This is a genomic window from Actinomadura sp. SCN-SB, from assembly GCF_043906805.1.
Classification (GTDB): domain Bacteria; phylum Actinomycetota; class Actinomycetes; order Streptosporangiales; family Streptosporangiaceae; genus Spirillospora.
Genome location: NZ_JBIMPP010000005.1, coordinates 63,593 through 80,552 on the forward strand (window position 1 = coordinate 63,593; position 16,960 = coordinate 80,552).

Annotated in this window: 16 protein-coding genes; 7 read left to right on the top strand and 9 right to left on the bottom strand. The window is 71.6% G+C overall.

Going from position 1 to position 16,960, the window contains the following annotated elements; translation table 11 throughout:
• Nucleotides 1-144: 144 nt before the first annotated feature.
• Complete coding sequence (locus ACGWYJ_RS04860) at nucleotides 145-666, bottom strand: hypothetical protein (protein WP_285695644.1); 522 nt, start codon at nucleotides 664-666, stop codon at nucleotides 145-147.
• A 115-nt stretch (nucleotides 667-781) separates the two neighbouring features.
• Here ACGWYJ_RS04860 and ACGWYJ_RS04865 point away from each other — a divergent pair, with 115 nt between their 5' ends.
• Nucleotides 782-2,308 (top strand): MFS transporter, encoded by a 1,527-nt coding sequence (locus tag ACGWYJ_RS04865; RefSeq protein WP_395104350.1) that lies wholly within the window; start codon nucleotides 782-784, stop codon nucleotides 2,306-2,308.
• Complete coding sequence (locus ACGWYJ_RS04870) at nucleotides 2,289-2,927, top strand: TetR family transcriptional regulator (RefSeq protein WP_285695642.1); 639 nt, start codon at nucleotides 2,289-2,291, stop codon at nucleotides 2,925-2,927. Before ACGWYJ_RS04865 ends, ACGWYJ_RS04870 begins: the two co-directional genes overlap by 20 nt.
• A 7-nt stretch (nucleotides 2,928-2,934) precedes the next feature.
• Here ACGWYJ_RS04870 and ACGWYJ_RS04875 read toward each other — a convergent pair whose 3' ends face one another.
• The 7 genes from ACGWYJ_RS04875 to mca form a co-directional block, all read right to left on the bottom strand.
• Nucleotides 2,935-4,101, bottom strand: a complete 1,167-nt coding sequence (locus tag ACGWYJ_RS04875; protein ID WP_285695641.1) for a C40 family peptidase — start codon at nucleotides 4,099-4,101, stop codon at nucleotides 2,935-2,937.
• 212 nt (nucleotides 4,102-4,313) lie between these two features.
• Nucleotides 4,314-6,320, bottom strand: coding sequence for a thioredoxin domain-containing protein (locus ACGWYJ_RS04880; RefSeq protein WP_285695640.1), 2,007 nt, complete (start codon nucleotides 6,318-6,320; stop codon nucleotides 4,314-4,316).
• A gap of 41 nt (nucleotides 6,321-6,361) precedes the next feature.
• Nucleotides 6,362-7,723 (bottom strand): dihydrolipoyl dehydrogenase family protein, encoded by a 1,362-nt coding sequence (locus ACGWYJ_RS04885; protein WP_395104352.1) that lies wholly within the window; start codon nucleotides 7,721-7,723, stop codon nucleotides 6,362-6,364.
• 64 nt (nucleotides 7,724-7,787) lie between these two features.
• Nucleotides 7,788-8,741: a ribonuclease Z gene (locus tag ACGWYJ_RS04890; protein WP_395104354.1), complete on the bottom strand. Its 954-nt coding sequence runs from the start codon at nucleotides 8,739-8,741 to the stop codon at nucleotides 7,788-7,790.
• A 40-nt stretch (nucleotides 8,742-8,781) separates the two neighbouring features.
• Nucleotides 8,782-9,279, bottom strand: a complete 498-nt coding sequence (locus tag ACGWYJ_RS04895) for a hypothetical protein (protein WP_395104356.1) — start codon at nucleotides 9,277-9,279, stop codon at nucleotides 8,782-8,784.
• 49 nt (nucleotides 9,280-9,328) lie between these two features.
• Entirely contained in the window at nucleotides 9,329-9,610 is a 282-nt protein-coding gene (locus tag ACGWYJ_RS04900; protein ID WP_395104357.1) for a hypothetical protein, read from the bottom strand.
• Nucleotides 9,601-10,461, bottom strand: coding sequence for a mycothiol conjugate amidase Mca (gene mca, locus ACGWYJ_RS04905; protein ID WP_395104462.1), 861 nt, complete (start codon nucleotides 10,459-10,461; stop codon nucleotides 9,601-9,603). Before mca ends, ACGWYJ_RS04900 begins: the two co-directional genes overlap by 10 nt.
• Nucleotides 10,462-10,763: 302 nt before the next feature.
• Here mca and ACGWYJ_RS04910 point away from each other — a divergent pair, with 302 nt between their 5' ends.
• Nucleotides 10,764-11,204, top strand: coding sequence for a DUF4307 domain-containing protein (locus ACGWYJ_RS04910; RefSeq protein ID WP_395104359.1), 441 nt, complete (start codon nucleotides 10,764-10,766; stop codon nucleotides 11,202-11,204).
• Between the two features lie 172 nt (nucleotides 11,205-11,376).
• Nucleotides 11,377-11,877, top strand: coding sequence for a transcription elongation factor GreA (greA, locus tag ACGWYJ_RS04915; protein ID WP_285695633.1), 501 nt, complete (start codon nucleotides 11,377-11,379; stop codon nucleotides 11,875-11,877).
• 22 nt (nucleotides 11,878-11,899) lie between these two features.
• Here greA and ACGWYJ_RS04920 read toward each other — a convergent pair whose 3' ends face one another.
• Nucleotides 11,900-12,433, bottom strand: coding sequence for an Lrp/AsnC family transcriptional regulator (locus ACGWYJ_RS04920; RefSeq protein ID WP_395104360.1), 534 nt, complete (start codon nucleotides 12,431-12,433; stop codon nucleotides 11,900-11,902).
• Between the two features lie 126 nt (nucleotides 12,434-12,559).
• On the opposite strand from ACGWYJ_RS04920, the gene hppD reads away from it, so the two are divergent.
• The 3 genes from hppD (at nucleotide 12,560) to ACGWYJ_RS04935 (ending at nucleotide 16,956) form a co-directional block, all read left to right on the top strand.
• Nucleotides 12,560-13,654: a 4-hydroxyphenylpyruvate dioxygenase gene (gene hppD / locus ACGWYJ_RS04925; protein WP_395104361.1), complete on the top strand. Its 1,095-nt coding sequence runs from the start codon at nucleotides 12,560-12,562 to the stop codon at nucleotides 13,652-13,654.
• 171 nt (nucleotides 13,655-13,825) lie between these two features.
• Nucleotides 13,826-15,346 (top strand): M1 family metallopeptidase, encoded by a 1,521-nt coding sequence (locus tag ACGWYJ_RS04930; protein WP_395104362.1) that lies wholly within the window; start codon nucleotides 13,826-13,828, stop codon nucleotides 15,344-15,346.
• A 101-nt stretch (nucleotides 15,347-15,447) separates the two neighbouring features.
• On the top strand, nucleotides 15,448-16,956 hold the full coding sequence (locus ACGWYJ_RS04935; protein ID WP_395104363.1) for a M1 family metallopeptidase: 1,509 nt from the start codon (nucleotides 15,448-15,450) through the stop codon (nucleotides 16,954-16,956).
• Nucleotides 16,957-16,960 lie beyond the last annotated feature (4 nt).

The window sequence follows — 16,960 nt, forward strand, 5'->3', positions numbered from 1 at the left end:
ACGCCGCCCAATTATGACCCGGCGGAGATAGATATCCCACCGTATCGGCCATTACGGGATATACCGCAGGAGCTCATCGACTCCGCGGTCACCTGGAGGGTAGCGAGGACCGGGGCGACCGGGACGGACGGTGACGGCGGGTCCTCAGGCGTCGGGACCGGCGGCGCGGGCGCGCTCCACGTGCTCCAGGGCCTCGCGGAGCCGGCCCAGCCACTCGTCGGTGTTCTTGCCGACCAGCCGTACGCACCAGGCCAGCGCGTCGCTGCGGCTGCGCGCGACGCCGGCCTCCACCAGGGTGTCGAGGACGCGCCGCTCGGGCTGGCGCAGCCGGGTCATCACCGGCACCGACAGGGTCGTGAACATCTCCCGGCGGTCGCCGCACTCCACGCCCCAGGAGACCTTGTGGCCGAACTTGTGCTCGGCCTCGCGGGCGATGGCGATGCGCTGGTCGCGCGTCTCCTCGCGGAAGCGCTGGATGTGGCCGGCCAGCACCCCGGCCCGCTCGCTCTCGCCGACGCCGCGCGCCGCCTCCGGCTCGGGCAGCCGGCCCACGACGCTGACCTCCTCCCGGTCGACGACGATCTCGGGCGTCCCCTCGAACCAGACCTCCGGCAGCCGGCCGGAGAACCAGCCGCGAAGCTCCTCGGCCGCTTCACTCGTAGTCATGTAATCAAAATTACAGCGTTCCCTCGCACCGGTCGAGCGACTCCCGGAGTTGACATCCACCATCTTTTGACAGTTACTTTCATTTCATAGAGAAGCTCATGAGGAGGTAACCGTCATGAGGGGACCGGACGCCCGGCGGTGGTGGGGCCTGGGGGCGCTCGCGGTCGCGCTGCTCGCGCTGGGCTTCGACCTGACGATCCTGAACGTGGCGCTGGCCACGCTCTCGGAGGATCTGGACGCGAGCACCAGCGAGCTGCAGTGGATCGTGGACTCCTACGTGCTGGTGTTCGCGGCGCTGCTGCTGCCCGCCGGGCTCCTGGGAGACAGGTTCGGCCGCAAGCGCCTGCTGCTGGCCGGGCTGGCGCTGTTCGGCGCCGCCTCCCTGGCCGGCGCGCTCGCCGGGGACGCCGCCACGCTGATCGCGGCCCGCGCGGGCATGGGCATCGGCGCCGCGCTCGTGATGCCGCTCTCGATGTCGATCCTGCCCACGATCTTCCCGCCGGAGGAGCGCACCCGCGCCATCGCGGTCTGGTCGGCGTCGATGGCGCTGGGCCTGCCGCTGGGGCCGCTGCTGGGCGGCTGGCTGCTGGAGCACTACTGGTGGGGCTCCATCTTCCTGATCAACGTGCCCGTGGTGGCGCTCGGCGGGATCGCCATCGCGCTGCTGCTGCCCGAGTCCCGCGACCCGGCCGCGCCCCGGATCGACCTGGGCGGCTCGGCGCTGTCGATGGCCGGCCTGGTGGCGCTGGTGTACGGGATGATCGAGGGCCCGGTACGGGGCTGGGCCGACCCGCTGACCCTCGGCGCGATCTGCGGGGGCCTGGTGCTGCTGACCCTGTTCGTCCTGTGGGAGCGGCGGGCCCGCGAACCCATCATGGACGTGGCGATGTTCCGCGACCGCCGGTTCGTGTGGGCGCTGGCGGCCGGCACCCTCTCCGCGGTGATCATGGCGGGGGCGCTGTTCACGGTGCCGCAGTACCTCCAGGTCGTGCAGGGCAACGACGTGCTGGGCACCGGTGTGCGGCTGATCCCGATGCTGCTCGGCCTGATGGCGGGCGGGATCGTCACCGAGCGGCTGGCCGGGCGCGTCGGGACCAAGCCGATCATGGTGGCGGGGCTGGTCCTGCTGGGCGCCGGGTTCGGGCTGGGCGCGACGACCGGCACCGGCGACGGCTACGGGTTCACCGCGGCCTGGCTGACCGTGGCCGGGCTGGGCGTCGGGCTCGCCATGATCCCCGCGATGGACACCGTGCTGTCGTGCCTGCCCGGCGACCGCACGGGACGCGGCTCGGGGCTCGTCCAGGCGCTGCGGCAGACCGGTGCCGCGCTGGGCATCGCCGGGCTCGGCAGCATCGTCTCGTCCGTCTACCGGGACAGGATCGACCCGGGTGGCCTGCCCGCGGCGGCGGCCGAGACCGCCCGGGACTCGATCGGCGGCGCCGCCGCGGTCGCCGAACGGCTCGGCGACGGCGCGCTCCTCGCCTCGGCCCGGGACGCCTACGTCCAGGGCATGGACGTGGCGCTGGCGGCGTGCGCGGCGGTCGCCCTCATCGCGGCCGCGCTGGTGGCGGCCTTCCTCCCACCCCATGCGGCCCCGTCCGCCGATGACCGACAATCGGAGCATGAGCACGTCGCTTCCTGAGCGGTCGCTGGAGCGGTACGACGAGTACCTGCGACGGCTGCCCCTGCGCGAACGCAAGAAACTGCGGACCCGGAAGGCGATCCAGGACCACGCCCTCCGGCTCTTCACCGAGCAGGGCTACGCCGCGACCACCGTGGAGCAGATCTGCGCGGCGGCCGAGATCTCGCCGAGCACGTTCTTCCGCTACTTCCCGACCAAGGAAGACGTGGTCATCACGGACGAGTACGACCCGATCCTGATCGAGATGTTCCGTCACCAGCCGCGGGAGCTCTCCCCGATCGAGGCGCTGCGCGCCGCCCTGCGGGACATCTTCCCCTACGTCTACGAGCAGGAGCGGGAGACGATCACGCGGCGGACCCGGCTGATGCTGAACGAGCCGGCGCTGCGCGGCCGCCTGTTCGAGGAGCTGCGCACCGGCACGCAGGCGGCGATAGCCGAGCTGGCGGCGGAGCGGACGGGACACGACCCCGGCGACCAGCGGGTCCAGGTGTTCGCCTGGGCGGTGCTCGGCGCGATGATGTCGGCGCTGTACGCCTGGCTCGACAGCGGCGGGAACCTGGACCTGCCCGCGCTGGTGGACGAGAACCTGGCGTTCCTGGACGCCGGGCTCCCGCTGTGAATCCCGGTCAGCCCGCGATGGTGGCGGCGTGCCGCGGGTTGACCCGCACGGCGCCCTTCATGTTGCGCGTGTAGACGTTCTGGACCTGGACGACCGTGCCCCGGCGCGGCGCCGCGATCATCTTGCCGTCGCCGATGTAGAGCGCGATGTGCGAGATGTAGCCGGGCGCGGTCGGGTCGTTGGCCCAGATCAGCATGTCGCCGGGCCGCGCCTTGCTGTACGGGATCACCCAGCCGGCCCGTGCCTGGTCCGCCGCCACCCGGGGCAGCCTGATCCCGGCCCTGGCGAACGCGTACTGCATCAGCCCGGAGCAGTCGTAGCCGCCCTCGGCCTCGGACTCGCCGCCCCACACGTACGGCCAGCCGAGCCGGCTGTAGGCGGCGCGGATGACGGTGCGCACCTGGGCCGCCGTCATCACCTGGCCGCGCGCCGTCGGCACCTCCCCGGCCGTGGGGTAGTCGATGGAGGGGTTGACCTCGACCGCCTTGGCGCCCTTGGGCAGCAGCTTCTTGAACCGCTTGAGGTAGGCGGCGGACTTGCCCTTCGGGACGCTGACCAGCATCGCGTTCCCCGACGGCATGCCCAGCTCCTGCGCCGTGGCGTGCGAGACCACCGCGTCCACGTCGCCCATGCCCATCGTGGCGTAGGCGCCGACGCGCAGCCGGGTCTGCTTCCGCCTCCCGCCGACCGGGACCTGGCTGCCGAGCTGTACGCCGCCGTCGTTGCCCATGGTGAAGGAGATCGCCACGTCCCCGGCGGCCACGTTGCGCCACAGCGCGTCGGACTGCGCGGTCGGCTTCGGGGTGTAGTTGCGGAACGTGGACGGGTCGACGCCCATCACGCCCACCCGCCTGCCCGCGACGACGGCCTGGACGGCGTCCACGACCTCGACGCCCGCGACGCCCTTGACCGAGCGGACCCGGTCGACCACGTTCACCGGGAGCGTGGCGGGCGCGGCGATCAGGACGTGCGGGTCCATGCGCTTGCCCAGGGGCGCCACCACGTCCGGGGAGATCGTGCTGTTGGCCGCGACGAACCTCGGGTTCTCCGCGCGGGCCGTCGCCTCGGGTTTCGCCTGGTTCTGGGCCAGCAGGACGGCCCCGTTGGCGGCCAGCGTGGTCACCACCGCAACGCCGATGATCGTCGGAGCCATCCGGCGGTCCGGCTTGCGCACGGCAACACTCCCTCGCGGTCGGCCTGGCGGGGCCCAGACTACGGTCCCGAGCCGCAGTCGATCCCCCTTGGACTACCCCCCGCCTCCGGGGGCCATCCCAGGCATAAGGGATGCACTCCGCCAGCCCGGCTTTGCTACTCAGTGGTAACACCAAGGACGGCCCAGGATCAAGGTCACCTTGCCATAAATCCGGCCTTCCCGGTGCGAGCCGTTCAAACCCGCAGCTCACGCCCCAGGTCCGCCGGTGTCGTCACGGGAAGCCGGCAGGTGAAGCCCCGGCATACATACGCCGCGGGGGCACCGTCCACCAGTCCTCGCCCTTGGAGCAGCGGAACCCCGTCCGCTCCGGGCTCACCGATGCTCACCACCGCCCCGGGCGCCGTCGCCATGAGCGCGGTCCTGTGCAGGACACGGGTCCGCTCGTCGTCCCGGCCGCCGATCACCGCGATCTCCAGCGGCCCGGTGGCGTGCGCCTCGGCCACGGCCAGGCCCCAGCCTGCGAACCGGGCGTGCTCGCGCGCCAGCAGCCCTGCCGGGGTCAGCGCGGCGCCCGCCGCCTCGCGGTGCCGCTCGGAGCCGGTCAGCGCCGCGTACGACAGCAGCGCGCCCGCAGCGGCGAACTGCCCGGACGGGGTCGCGTTGTCTGTCGGATCCTGCGGTCTGCGGAAGAGTCGTTCGGCGTCGTCGGCGGTGTCGTAGAAACCGCCCATGCCGTCCCCGAACCGGTCCAAGACCGTGTCGAGCAGCGCACCTGCCTGAGCGACGTACGCAGGGTCGCCCGTGACACCGTGCAAGGCCAGCAGCCCCTCGGCCACGTCCGCATAGTCTTCGAGGACGCCCGCGTTGGCCCCGGCCACGCCGTTCCGGGACGTCCGCAAGAGACGGGCGTCGGTCATGTGCAGCCGTGTGATGAGCGCCGCGACCTCGGTCGCCGCCGCCACCAGGTCGGCCCGGCCCATCAACGCGCCGCACTCGGCCAAGGCGGCGATGGCCAACCCGTTCCAAGCGGCCACCACCTTGTCGTCACGGGCCGGTGGGACGCGTTGCTCGCGCGCCGCGAACAGTCTCGTGCGCACACGCTCGTACCGGTCCTCGTCCTCGGGATCCCGCAACAGTTGCAGCACGGAGGTGCCGTGCTCGAACGTGCCCGGCCCGGTCACGTTGAACAGCTCGGCCGCGTAGGCGCCGTCCTCTTCGCCCAGCACCTCGCGCAACTGGCCGGGCGTCCATACGTAGAACTTGCCCTCCACGCCCTCGCTGTCGGCGTCCAAGGCGGAGGCCAGGCCACCCTCGGGCGTGCGGAGGTCGCGCAGCATCCAGTCGCACGTCTCCAAGGCGATCCGGCGCGCGAACGGCGAACCGGTGAGCCGCCACCAATGCGCGTACACACGGGCGAGAAGCGCGTTGTCGTACAGCATCTTCTCGAAGTGCGGCACCACCCAGGAGTCGTCCACCGAGTAGCGCGCGAAGCCGCCTCCGAGCTGGTCGTACATGCCGCCACGCGCCATGGCCTCAAGGGTGTGCCCGGCCATCGCAAGCGCCTGGTCGTCCCCTGTACGGGCGTGATGCCGCAGCAGGAACTCCAGCACCATCGACGGCGGGAACTTGGGCGCCCGGCCGAACCCACCGCGCGTCTCGTCGTACGAGCGCGCGAGAACCCGCACGGCCTGCTCCAGCTCGCCGGAGTCGGGCACGCGCGGCGCCCCCTGGTCCGCCACGCCCTCGGCGCTTCCGATGCCGCCGCGCGAGGTGAGCGCCGCCACGACCTTCTGCCCTTGGTCCACGACCTCGTCCCGCTGCTCCGTCCACGCCTTGTGGACGGCCTGGAGCAACGCCTGGAACTGGGGCCGGGGGAAGTAGGTGCCGCAGTAGAACGGATGGCCCTCCGGCGTCATGAACACCGTCATCGGCCAGCCGCCCTGCCCCGTCATGGCCTGGGTGGCCTCCATGTAGACCGCGTCGACGTCGGGCCGCTCCTCCCGGTCGACCTTGATGTTCACGTACAGCTCGTTCATCAGCCCGGCCGTTCGCGCGTCCTCGAACGACTCGTGCGCCATGACATGGCACCAGTGGCAGGCCGCGTACCCCACGGACAGCAGGATCGGCACGTTCCGGCGCCGCGCCTCGGCGAACGCCTCGTCCGACCACTCCCACCAGTCGACCGGGTTGTCCGCGTGCTGCAACAGGTACGGGCTGGTGGCGTCCTTGAGCCGGTTCATAGGTCGATCCTGCCCCATCGGGAGGGGCGTGCACCCCCGGGCTACTCCTCCAGATATGCCAGGGCCGCCTCGATCGCACGGTGAAAGGTGGGATAGGCGTAGATCATGCCGCGCAGCTCGTCCGTGGGGACCTCGGCGTGCACGGCGACCGACAGCGCGCCCAAGACCTCGCCCCCGGACGGCCCCGCCACGGTCGCGCCCACCAGAACCCCCGACTCCACGTCCTCCACGAGTTTGATGAACCCTTCGTTGCCCACCTTGTGGATCCAGCCGCGAGCCGATTGCTCCAGCGGCGTGACACCGGTGCGGACGGAGAGGTTCTGATCCCGCGCCTCCGCCTCGGTCAGCCCGACCGCGCCGATCTCCGGGTCGGTGAACGTGACCCTCGGGACGGCCCGGTACGCGGCCGTCGGCCCCTTCTCCCTCAGGATCGACCGGACGGCGATGGCCCCCTGGTAGGCCGAGATGTGGGTGAAGTGGCCCTTGCCCGTCACGTCCCCGATCGCCCATACGCCCTCGGCCGCGCGCATGCTGCCGTCAACGGGGATCGTCGTGGCGTTCTCGTCCAGTCCCACCGCGGCCACGCCGAGACCCTTGAGGTCGCTGCGGCGCCCGGCCGCGACCAGCAGCCGCTCGGCGGTCAGGGTCTCGCCGCCGCCCAGGTCGAGCGTGAACGCGTCGTTCCCGTGCCGGACGGCGGAGACCGCGACGCCCGTCCGCACGGCGATGCCCTCGTTCCGGAACACCCTCGCGACCAGCTCCGACGCCTCGGGCTCCGCCGTGCCCAGCAGCCGGTCGGCCACCTCCAGGACCGTGACCTCGCTGCCGAAGCGCGCGAACGCCTGCGCCAGCTCCACGCCGACCACGCCGCCGCCGAGCACCGCCAGCGAGCGCGGCACCCGCTCGGCCCGCACCGCCTCGCGGTTCGTCCAGTACGGGGTGCCCTCCAGCCCGTCGATCGCGGGCACGGCGGGATCGGTGCCGACGTTGATGAGCAGCCCGCGCCGCGCGCGGAACGTCCGGTCCCCGACCCTCACCTCACCCGGCGCGGTGATCCGCCCGCGGCCGCGGACGAGCGTGACGCCCCTCGCGGTGAGCCGTTCGGCGGCGGCCCGGTCGTCCCATCCGCTGGTCGCCTCGTCCCGGATCCGCCGGGCGACCTGCGACCAGTCGGGGCGGACGGTCGCGTCCCCGGCCGTCCCGGGGATCCGCCGCCCCTCGGCCAGCAGGCCCGCGGCGCGCACCATCATCTTGGTCGGGACGCACGCGAAGTACGGGCATTCGCCGCCGACCAGCCGGTCCTCGACGCCGACCACGTCCAGCCCGGCCCCCGCGAGCCGCCCCGCGGCCTCCTCTCCCCCCGGCCCGAGCCCGATCACCACGACGTCGACTTCGTCAGCCATGACCAAGGGCGTCCCCGGGCAGAGCCGGTTATCACCTGTCCGGCCCGGTTCGGACGAGGGCCGCTCAGCCCGTGCGCGCCACGGACGCGGAACGGCGGCGCGGCATCGGGATCCGGTCCAGGTCGTGCGCGATCGTGATCTCACCGTCGAAGCGCGCCGCCGCCTGCTCGGCGAACAGGCGCTCGTCCTCGGCCCGGTAGCGCTCGGAGAAGTGGGTCAGGACCAGGTGGCGCACGCCGGCGACCGCCGCGATCTCGCCCGCCCGCCCCGCCGTCAGGTGCTTGCGCTCCTCGGCCAGCCGCGCGTCCGCGTCCAGGAACGTGGACTCGATGACGAGCATGTCGGCGTCCCGGGCCAGCTCGTAGGCGGCGGGGCACAGGCCGGTGTCCATCACGAACGCCACCTTCTGCCCCGGGCGCCGGACGCTCACCTCCTCCAGCGCGACCGTGCGGCCGTCCGGCGCCGTGACCCGGCCCTCGTCCCGCAGCCTCCGGACGAGCGGGCCGCGCACGCCCCGCGCCGCCAGCTCCCCGGGCAGCATCGTCACCCCGTCCGGCTCCGCCAGCCGGTACCCGTACGCCTCGATGGAGTGGTCGAGCCGGCGCGCGGTCAGCGTGAACGGCGCCGGCCCGGTGTCCAGCCGCACCGTGTCGCCCGCGAGCGGATGTTCCGCGATATCACTGGTGTCGTAGAAGGACGTCGCGTGCCGCAGGCGCCGCCAGTACTCCTCCCCGCTCGCGGGGAACGCCGCGTTCACCACATGCTCCACCCCGTCCCTCGCGATCCGCTGGATCATGCCGGGGACGCCGAGGCAGTGGTCGCCGTGGAAGTGCGTGAGGCAGAGCCAGGTGACGGCGGTGGCGGTGACGCCCGCGAACGTCATCTGCCGCTGGGTGCCCTCGCCCGGGTCGAACAGCAGGCCGTGCCCGTCCCAGCGCAGCAGGTAGCCGTTGTGGTTGCGGGTCTTGGTCGGCACCGCGCCGGCGGACCCGAGCACCAGCAGATCGCGTACGGACATGCCCCCATGGTGCCGGTGATCGGCCGCGGCCGGCCGCCGATTATCCGGCCGCCTCCCCGTTCACTCCCCTTCTCATTTCCCTGCTCGCTTCAAGGGACCGCCGCGCGGCGTCCGCCCTGTCCAGGGAGGCGCGCTCGGCGTCGGGATCGGAGCGCATGCGGGCCGCCTCGGCGAAGTGCGCCCACACGTCCGCCTCCTGCGCGAGCGCCCGTTCGGCACGCATGATCTCCAGCGCCTGGCCGAAGAAGTTGATCGCCACCACCGGGAGGCGCCGGGCCAGGCAGACCTCGCCGAGGCCGGTCAGGGCGCGTCCGCGGTTGAAACGGTCGGGCTCCTCCAAGGCCGCGAACGCGTTCGGCAGGGGTTGCAGCAGGTCCGCCGCGCGGTCGGTGTCACCGGCCGCGCAGACCGCACGGCCCAGCCGGTAGCGGGCCAGGAGGATCGCGCGCTCGTCGCCGGTCCGCTCGGCGCGCCGGAGGTCCTCTTCCAGATCCTCCAGCGGGACGGCCGGTTCCTCCTGCGTCTCGTCGGCACGCACACCGACGTCCTCCCCGGGCAGGGAGAAGCTCAACCCGTTTCGGGGCGGCTCAGGACTTCTCGGAGGGTTCGTCCTTGACGGCCTGGGAGCCCTGGGCGGCCTTGGCGGCTTGGGCGGCCTCCCATTCCTGCTGCTTGAGGTCCGCCTCGCGAGGAGCCTGGATCTTGCGGATCTGCTTGTTCATCGACCGGATCAGGAAGATCAGCGCGACCAGCAGGGCCACGAACACCCCGAATCCGAGGAACCCCGGGGTCACGGTGTCGTCGTTGAGCGGCATCGCGAGCGGCGCCCCATGCGTCGGCAGGGCGGCGAAAACGGACACTACAGACATACCTTCTCCCGGACGCCGGCGAACAGATCGTCCTCCGGCAGCTCCGTGTCGACCAGGGACCTGGCCAAATGGTAGTCCTCGGTGGGCCATACCTCGCGCTGGACGTCGAGCGGGACGCGGAACCAGAAGCCGTTGGGGTCGATCTGGGTGGCGTGGGCCAGCAGCGCCTTGTCCCGGGTCTCGAAGAAGTCCCCGCACGGGACGCGGGTGGTCACGTCCCACAGGGCCGGGCGCTCGTCCTTCTCGAAGCGCTCGATCCACTCCTTGTACGGGGATTCCAGGCCCTTGCTCTCCATGGCGGCGTGCAGCGCCAGGATCCGCTCCTTGCTGAAGGTCATGTGGTAGTAGAGCTTGAGCGGCTGCCAGGGCTCGCCCGCGCCCGGGTAACGGTCCGGGTCGCCCGCGGCCTCGAACGCCTCCACCGACACCTCGTGGCACTTCACGTGGTCGGGGTGCGGGTAGCCGCCCTTCTCGTCATAGGTCAAGATCACGTGCGGGCGGAACTCGCGGACGGCCCGCACCAGCGGCTCGGACGCGACCTCCAGCGGCTGCAACGCGAAACAGCCCTCCGGCAGAGGCGGCGGCGGGTCGCCCTCGGGGAAGCCGGAGTCGACGAAGCCGAGCCAGCGCTGCTCCACCCCGAGGATCTCCCGGGCGCGCGCCATCTCCTCTTCGCGGACCTTCCCGATGTTCTCCTTGATCTCGGGACGGTCCATCGCGGGGTTGAGGATGCTGCCGCGCTCGCCTCCGGTGCACGTGACCACGAGCACCTCGACGCCGTCGGCGACGTACCGGGCCATGGTGGCCGCGCCCTTGCTCGACTCGTCGTCCGGGTGGGCGTGCACGGCCATCAGCCGCAGCCCTCGCCCCGGCCCATCGGACGGATCGAGCGGCGCCTCGTCTATGGCCTGGTCTATGGCCTCGGACACGGATACTCCCTCTCAACAACCTGCACGCGAATCGCCTTGAAGGGACCCCGGTTCGGAGCACCCCTCGCGACGGAAGAGAATTGTTCCTGACAACGTCCACGCGCCGCACGGAGATTCCCCGCATGTCAACGAGCGTCAAGCCGAGGTCACCGGCGTCCACCCTGCCCGCCCGGACGGATGACAGGGCGGGCGACCGGGAAGGCGACGGCGAGGAGCGCGGTCCGGTGGCGGCGCACGACGGGCCGCCCGGCGAGTGGCCCCCAGGGGACGGAGCGTCCGGAGGTGGCCACCGTCCGGAGCGGGACGGGAGGGACGGCCGCCGCCTCGGCCGGCTGGGCGCCGTGGTGATCGGCCTGCTCGCGGTGGTGTTCGCGGCCGGCTGGGCGGTGATCGTCGGTCATGCGGGCAACACCCCGGGAATCGCCTCGCAGACCATTGCGTTCGTTATACAGAGCGACACATCGGTGCAGGTCAAGTATGCCGTCGCCAAGGACGAGGCCGATGTGGTCCAGTGCACGGTGGACGCCTTCGACGAAAGCTTCGCCATTGTGGCGGCCCAGCGGATCACCGTTCCGAAGGGCGTCTCGAAGATCACTCGGACCGACACCTTGAGCACCTTGAAACGGGCCACGGGCGCCCGCGTCAAAGATTGCCACAAGGTGTGAATCACCTGGTGAAAGCCCGGCCGGTTTTGGCGGGTTGCGTGCGAGCCGTTCAGGGAACCTTTACCCGCACACACCGGATAGGCTAGAGGTTTCACCCGGCCGCACTTCATGTCGATGTGTCGCCCGTCCCGCCGGGACCGGCGAGATCGCTACATGTGGATGAGGAGTACCCGTGACCGAGACCCGCGCTGACAACGTAACCTGGCTGACCCAGGATGCGTACGACCGGCTCAAGGCTGAGCTGGACCACCTGTCGGGCCCGGGCCGCATCGAGATCGCTCAGAAGATCGAGGCGGCGCGGGAGGAGGGCGACCTGCGCGAGAACGGCGGCTACCACGCGGCCAAGGAGGAGCAGGGCAAGATCGAGGGGCGCATCCTCCAGCTCCAGTCCATCCTTGAGAACGCCCGGGTCGGCGAGGCCCCCCGCACCGAGGGCGTGGTCGGCCCCGGCATGACCGTCACGGTCTCCTTCGAGGGCGACGACGAGGAGGTCACCTTCCTGCTCGCGTCCCGCGAGGAGAGCGGCGCTCCCATCGACGTCTACTCCCCCAACTCCCCCCTCGGCGCCGCGATCAACGGCAAGAAGGTCGGGGACAAGGCCACCTACACGCTCCCCAACGGCCGGAGCATGACCGTGGAGATCCTTGACGCCACCCCCTACGCGGGAAGCTGACGCCGGGCGCCGGCCCGGTGCCTCAGAGCGCTCCATCGTTCGCCGGAACGCCCCCGATACCCCGTCCGCGGCCGGGTTCGGGGGCGTTTTCCGTGCCCGCGGCCGCGGCGACCAGGGGGAGGGTGCGGTACGGCACCTGGGTGGCCAGGGAGATCACCGAGGAGGCGCGTTCCACGCCCCGCACCGCCACGATCATGTCGATCACCCGTTGCAGGTCCTGGTTGCTGCGGGCGACCACGCGGCAGAGCATGTCGCCGGCGCCGGTGATGGTGTGCGCCTCGATCACCTCGGGCACGCCGGCCAGCCGCTCGGCGACGGGGTCGTGGCCGCCGGGCTGGCGGATCTGGAGAGTCACGAACGCCGTGACCCCGTAGCCGAGCGCGGCCGGGTCGATCTGCGGGCCGAAGCCGCGGATCACCCCCTGTCCGGACAGCCGGTCGAGCCGGGCCTGGACGGTGCCGCGCGCCACCCCGAGCCGCCGGGACGCCTCCAGCACGCCGATCCTGGGCTCGGCCGTGAACAGCGCGATCAGCCGCGCGTCCAGATCGTCGATCATCCGGTCCCGTCCCCTCGTGGTCAGACTGCACAGGACGTCCTGCCATTCCGGCGATTCACTGTACAGATTGTCCACTGATTCAGGTAACTCTTGCGCACTCTGCGGGGCGGTGCGGAGATTGGGGGCATGGATGAGTTTCCGGTCAAGGGCATGGACGCCGTCGTCTTCGCCGTCGGCAACGCCAAGCAGGCCGCGCACTTCTACTCGACGGCCTTCGGGATGCGCAGGGTCGCCTATCGCGGGCCTGAGAACGGGAGCCCGGACGAGGCCGCGCACGTCCTGGAGTCGGGAAGCGCCAGGTTCGTCTTCCGCGGCCCGGTGCGGGCGGGCACGGAGCTGGGGAGGCACGTCGCCGAGCACGGGGACGGGGTGACCGACCTGGCCATCGAGGTGCCGGACGTGGAGGCCGCGTACGAGCACGCGACCTCCCGGGGCGCCCGCGGGGTCGAGGAGCCGCACGTCCTGGAGGACGACCACGGCAAGGTGGTGGTCGCCGCGATCGCCACCTACGGGGAGACCCGGCACTCGCTGGTCGACCGCTCCAACTACGCCGGCCCCTACCTGCCGGGCTTCGTCCCGGCCGCGCCCATCGTGGAGCCGCCCGCCTCCGGACGGTACTTCCAGGCGATCGACCACTGCGTGGGCAACGTCGAGCGCATGGACGAGTGGGCGGACTTCTACCACAAGGTGATGGGCTTCACCGACATGGCCGAGTTCATCGGGGACGACATCGCGACCGAGTACTCGGCGCTGATGTCCAAGGTCGTCGCGGACGGCACGCGCAAGGTCAAGTTCCCGATCAACGAGCCGGCCGAGGGCCGCAGGAAGTCGCAGATCGACGAGTACCTGGAGTTCTACGGCGGGCCGGGCGTGCAGCACATCGCCCTGGCGACCGGCGACATCCTCGCCGCCGTGGACGCGATGAGCGCCGCGGGCGTGGAGTTCCTCGACACCCCCGACTCCTACTACCAGGACCCGGAGCTGCGCGCCCGGATCGGCGAGGTGCGGGTGCCCGTGGAGGAACTGCGCAAGCGCCGAATCCTGGTCGACCGGGACGAGGACGGGTATCTCCTGCAGATCTTCACCAAGCCGGTTCAGGACCGTCCCACGGTGTTCTTCGAGCTGATCGAGCGGCACGGATCGATGGGCTTCGGCAAGGGCAATTTCAAGGCGCTGTTCGAGGCGATCGAGCGGGAGCAGGCCAGGCGCGGCAATCTGTGACCCGCATCACCCGATCCATCGCCTTCGGCCGGAAAGAATCGCCATAAGTGACCACGGGGCAATTCATCCGAGTTGCCCCGTGTGCCGGGCACGGGCAGTCTTGGCAACGTGCACACGGCCGGAAGTACGCCCAGGAGCCCTCGCGGGGCCCGCAGCCACGTCCGTCGCGGCGTGTCCGGGCTGTCCGCCCTCGCCGTCGCGGGCGCGCTGACGGCCTGTATCAGCCTTCCCCAGGATGACGAGGCGCCGCCGCTGCCACCGGACGCCGGATCCCCGGGGCCCACCGGCCCCGCGGGCCCCGACAGCGTCGGCGACGCCTACGTTCCGGGCAACGGCAACGGCGGGTACGACGTCCAGCACTACACCCTGAGGCTGGACATCACCCCCGGAGCCCCCAACGAGCTGGACGGCACGGCGGAGATCACCGCGTCGGCGACGCAGCGGCTGCCGAGCTTCAACCTCGACCTCACCGGGCTGAACGTCTCGGACGTGCGGGTGAACGGCGCGGCGGCGCGGCACCGGCGCGAGGACGAGGAACTGGTGATCAATCCGGCCACGCCCGTGGAGAAGGGCGCCAGGTTCACCGTCACCGTGCGGTACGCGGGCACGCCCCGTCCCGTGGAGGACCCGATCCTGGGCCGGTACGGGTGGATCCGCACCCCCGACGGGGTGTTCGTGGCCTGCCAGCCGAGCGGGGCGCACACCTGGTTCCCCAGCAACGACCATCCCAGCGACAAGGCCACCTTCGACATCCAGCTGACCGTGCCCGCCGGGCTCACCGCGATCTCCAACGGCGAGCCGTCCACGCCGGTCACCGGGTCCGAAGGCGGCGGCGCCGGGGTGCCGACCGCGCGGCCCGGCGTGCCCCCGGGCCAGGTACCGGCGCAGCCGAGCCCCGTGATCGGCCCGGTCGCGGCGAAGAGCGGGCGGGTCACCTCCACCTGGAAGGTCGCCCAGCCCATGGCCACCTACCTGGCCACCGTCAACGTCGGCAGGTTCGGCGTGCGGACGGGCAAGACGCCCGGCGGCATCACCAACATCACGGCCGTGGACCCCTCGGTGATCGGCACCCCGCTGGACGCCTTCTACGCCAAGAACTCGGAGATCACCGACGAGTGGGCGCGCCGGTTCGGGCCCTACCCGTTCGGCTCCACCGGCGGCCTGGTCGACAACGCCAGGGTGAACTTCGCGCTGGAGACCCAGACCCGCCCGGTGTACGGGGCGTTCGGCGCCAGCGAGGGGATCGTCGCGCACGAGCTGGCGCACCAGTGGTTCGGCGACAGCGTCAGCGTGACCCGCTGGCAGGACATCTGGCTGAACGAGGGCTTCGCGACCTACGCCGAGTGGATGTGGGAGGAGAAGGCCGGCGGGCGGTCGGTGCAGTCGCAGTTCGACTCCCTGTACTCCGACTCCGGCAACCGCGAGCTGTGGGACGTCCCGACCGGGAACCCCGGCAGGGCCCAGATGTTCGGCCGCACGGTGTACGACAGGGGCGCGATGACCCTGCACACGCTGCGCAAGCGGGTGGGCGACGACACGTTCTTCAAGATCCTGCAAACCTGGACCAAGGAGCGCCGCCACTCCAACGCCACGACCGCGCAGTTCATCGAGACCGCCGAGCGGGTGTCGGGGAAGCAGCTCGACGACCTCTTCCAGAGCTGGCTGTACGAGCGGGGACGGCCACGGCGCTGACCCCTGGGGATCGGCAACCGATCCCCAGGAGTGGGCAACGGATCCGGAAAGCCATGGTCTGACCGCGCGACAGGAGCGGGCGGGCTCGCCATGGTGGCCGCGTGGTGACATGCTCCGCGGCGCGCGCCTCCGCCGCCTCCCTGATCCTGGTCCCGGCGCTGTTCGCGAGCGCCCTCACCGCCGCGACCGCCTCGCCCGCGCCGCCACGGCCCGCACAGGGCCACCCGGCGCAGAACGGAGCGTTCACCCCCGGCGCTCCGGGCGCCGGCGACCCGTACTTCCCGCGCGCTGGCAACGGCGGCTACGACGCCCGCCACTACGACATCCGGCTCCGGTACGAGCCGCGCGACCGGCGGATCGCGGCCACCACGCGGGTCACCGCGGTCGCGACGCAGAACCTGTCCCGATTCGACCTGGACTTCGTCGGCAACCAGGTCCATGAGGTCACCGTCGACGGGACCCCCGCCGCGTACCGCCGGGACGGCCAGGAGCTCGTCGTCACGCCGCGCTCGGGCATCGTGAAGGGACACCACTTCACCGTCGCCGTCACCTACACGGGCGCGCCGAACGGCCGCGGCTCCGGCTGGATCCGCACCCCCGACGGCGCGGTCAGCCTGTCGCAGCCACAGGGCTCGGCCACCTGGTTCCCGCTGAACGACCATCCCACCGACAAGGCCACGTACTCCTACCGGATCACCGTGCCGGAGGGGCTGTCCGTCCTGGCCAACGGCGAGCCGGTGCGGTCGTTCCGGACGGGCGACCAGGTGGGCGCGCCGCGGACCGTGACGCACCTGTGGCGGTCCCGGCAGCCCATGGCGGGCTACCTGGCCATGGTGGCGATCGGAAGGTTCCGCGTGCGCGAGGGACGCTCCCCCGCCGGGATCCGGACGATCAGCGCGGTGGACGCCTCGCTGATGCAGGACCTGGCCCGGTTCCACGCCACCACCGGCACGGTGACGGACTGGGCGGCGCGGCTCTTCGGCCGGTACCCGTTCGGCTCTTCCGGCGGCGTCATCGACAACGTCCCGGTCAACTACGCGCTGGAGACGCAGAGCCGACCCGTCTACCCGAGCGCCGCCGACGTCCCGCTGATCGTGCACGAGCTCGCCCACCAGTGGTTCGGCAACAGCGTCAGCCTGCGGCGCTGGGAGGACATCTGGCTGAACGAGGGCTTCGCCACGTACGCCGAGTGGCTGTGGAGCGAGCAGCACAAGGGCCGGACCGCCGAGCAGTTCTTCCGGCAGGCGTACAAGGGCGCGAGCGCGAAGGACTGGGAGCGGCCCACCGGCAAGCCGGGTCCGAAGGGCCTGTTCGACCACTTCTCCGTCTACACGCGCGGGGCCATGACCGTGCACGCGCTGCGCGCCGCCGTCGGCGACCGCGCGTTCTTCCGGATCCTGCGCGCCTGGACGGCCACGCGCGCCTACGGCCACGGCACGACCCGCGACCTCATCGGGCTCGCCGAGCAGGTGTCCGGAAGGGACCTCGACCCGCTCTTCCAGGACTGGCTCTATGAGCCGCGACGGCCCGCCATGCCGAAACGGACGTACCGCCCGTCCGAGGATGCGACTGTCCTCAACCGGTCCACATCGAAACCGAATCGCGCTTGATCAG

Coding starts and splice junctions, on each gene's coding strand:
- ACGWYJ_RS04860 (WP_285695644.1), bottom strand. CDS start 666: ATGACTACGAGTGAAGCGGCCGAGGAGCTTCGCGGCTGGTTCTCCGGC.
- ACGWYJ_RS04865 (WP_395104350.1), top strand. CDS start 782: ATGAGGGGACCGGACGCCCGGCGGTGGTGGGGCCTGGGGGCGCTCGCG.
- ACGWYJ_RS04870 (WP_285695642.1), top strand. CDS start 2,289: ATGAGCACGTCGCTTCCTGAGCGGTCGCTGGAGCGGTACGACGAGTAC.
- ACGWYJ_RS04880 (WP_285695640.1), bottom strand. CDS start 6,320: ATGAACCGGCTCAAGGACGCCACCAGCCCGTACCTGTTGCAGCACGCG.
- ACGWYJ_RS04885 (WP_395104352.1), bottom strand. CDS start 7,723: ATGGCTGACGAAGTCGACGTCGTGGTGATCGGGCTCGGGCCGGGGGGA.
- ACGWYJ_RS04890 (WP_395104354.1), bottom strand. CDS start 8,741: ATGTCCGTACGCGATCTGCTGGTGCTCGGGTCCGCCGGCGCGGTGCCG.
- ACGWYJ_RS04900 (WP_395104357.1), bottom strand. CDS start 9,610: ATGTCTGTAGTGTCCGTTTTCGCCGCCCTGCCGACGCATGGGGCGCCG.
- mca (WP_395104462.1), bottom strand. CDS start 10,461: ATGGCCGTGCACGCCCACCCGGACGACGAGTCGAGCAAGGGCGCGGCC.
- ACGWYJ_RS04920 (WP_395104360.1), bottom strand. CDS start 12,433: ATGATCGACGATCTGGACGCGCGGCTGATCGCGCTGTTCACGGCCGAG.
- hppD (WP_395104361.1), top strand. CDS start 12,560: ATGGATGAGTTTCCGGTCAAGGGCATGGACGCCGTCGTCTTCGCCGTC.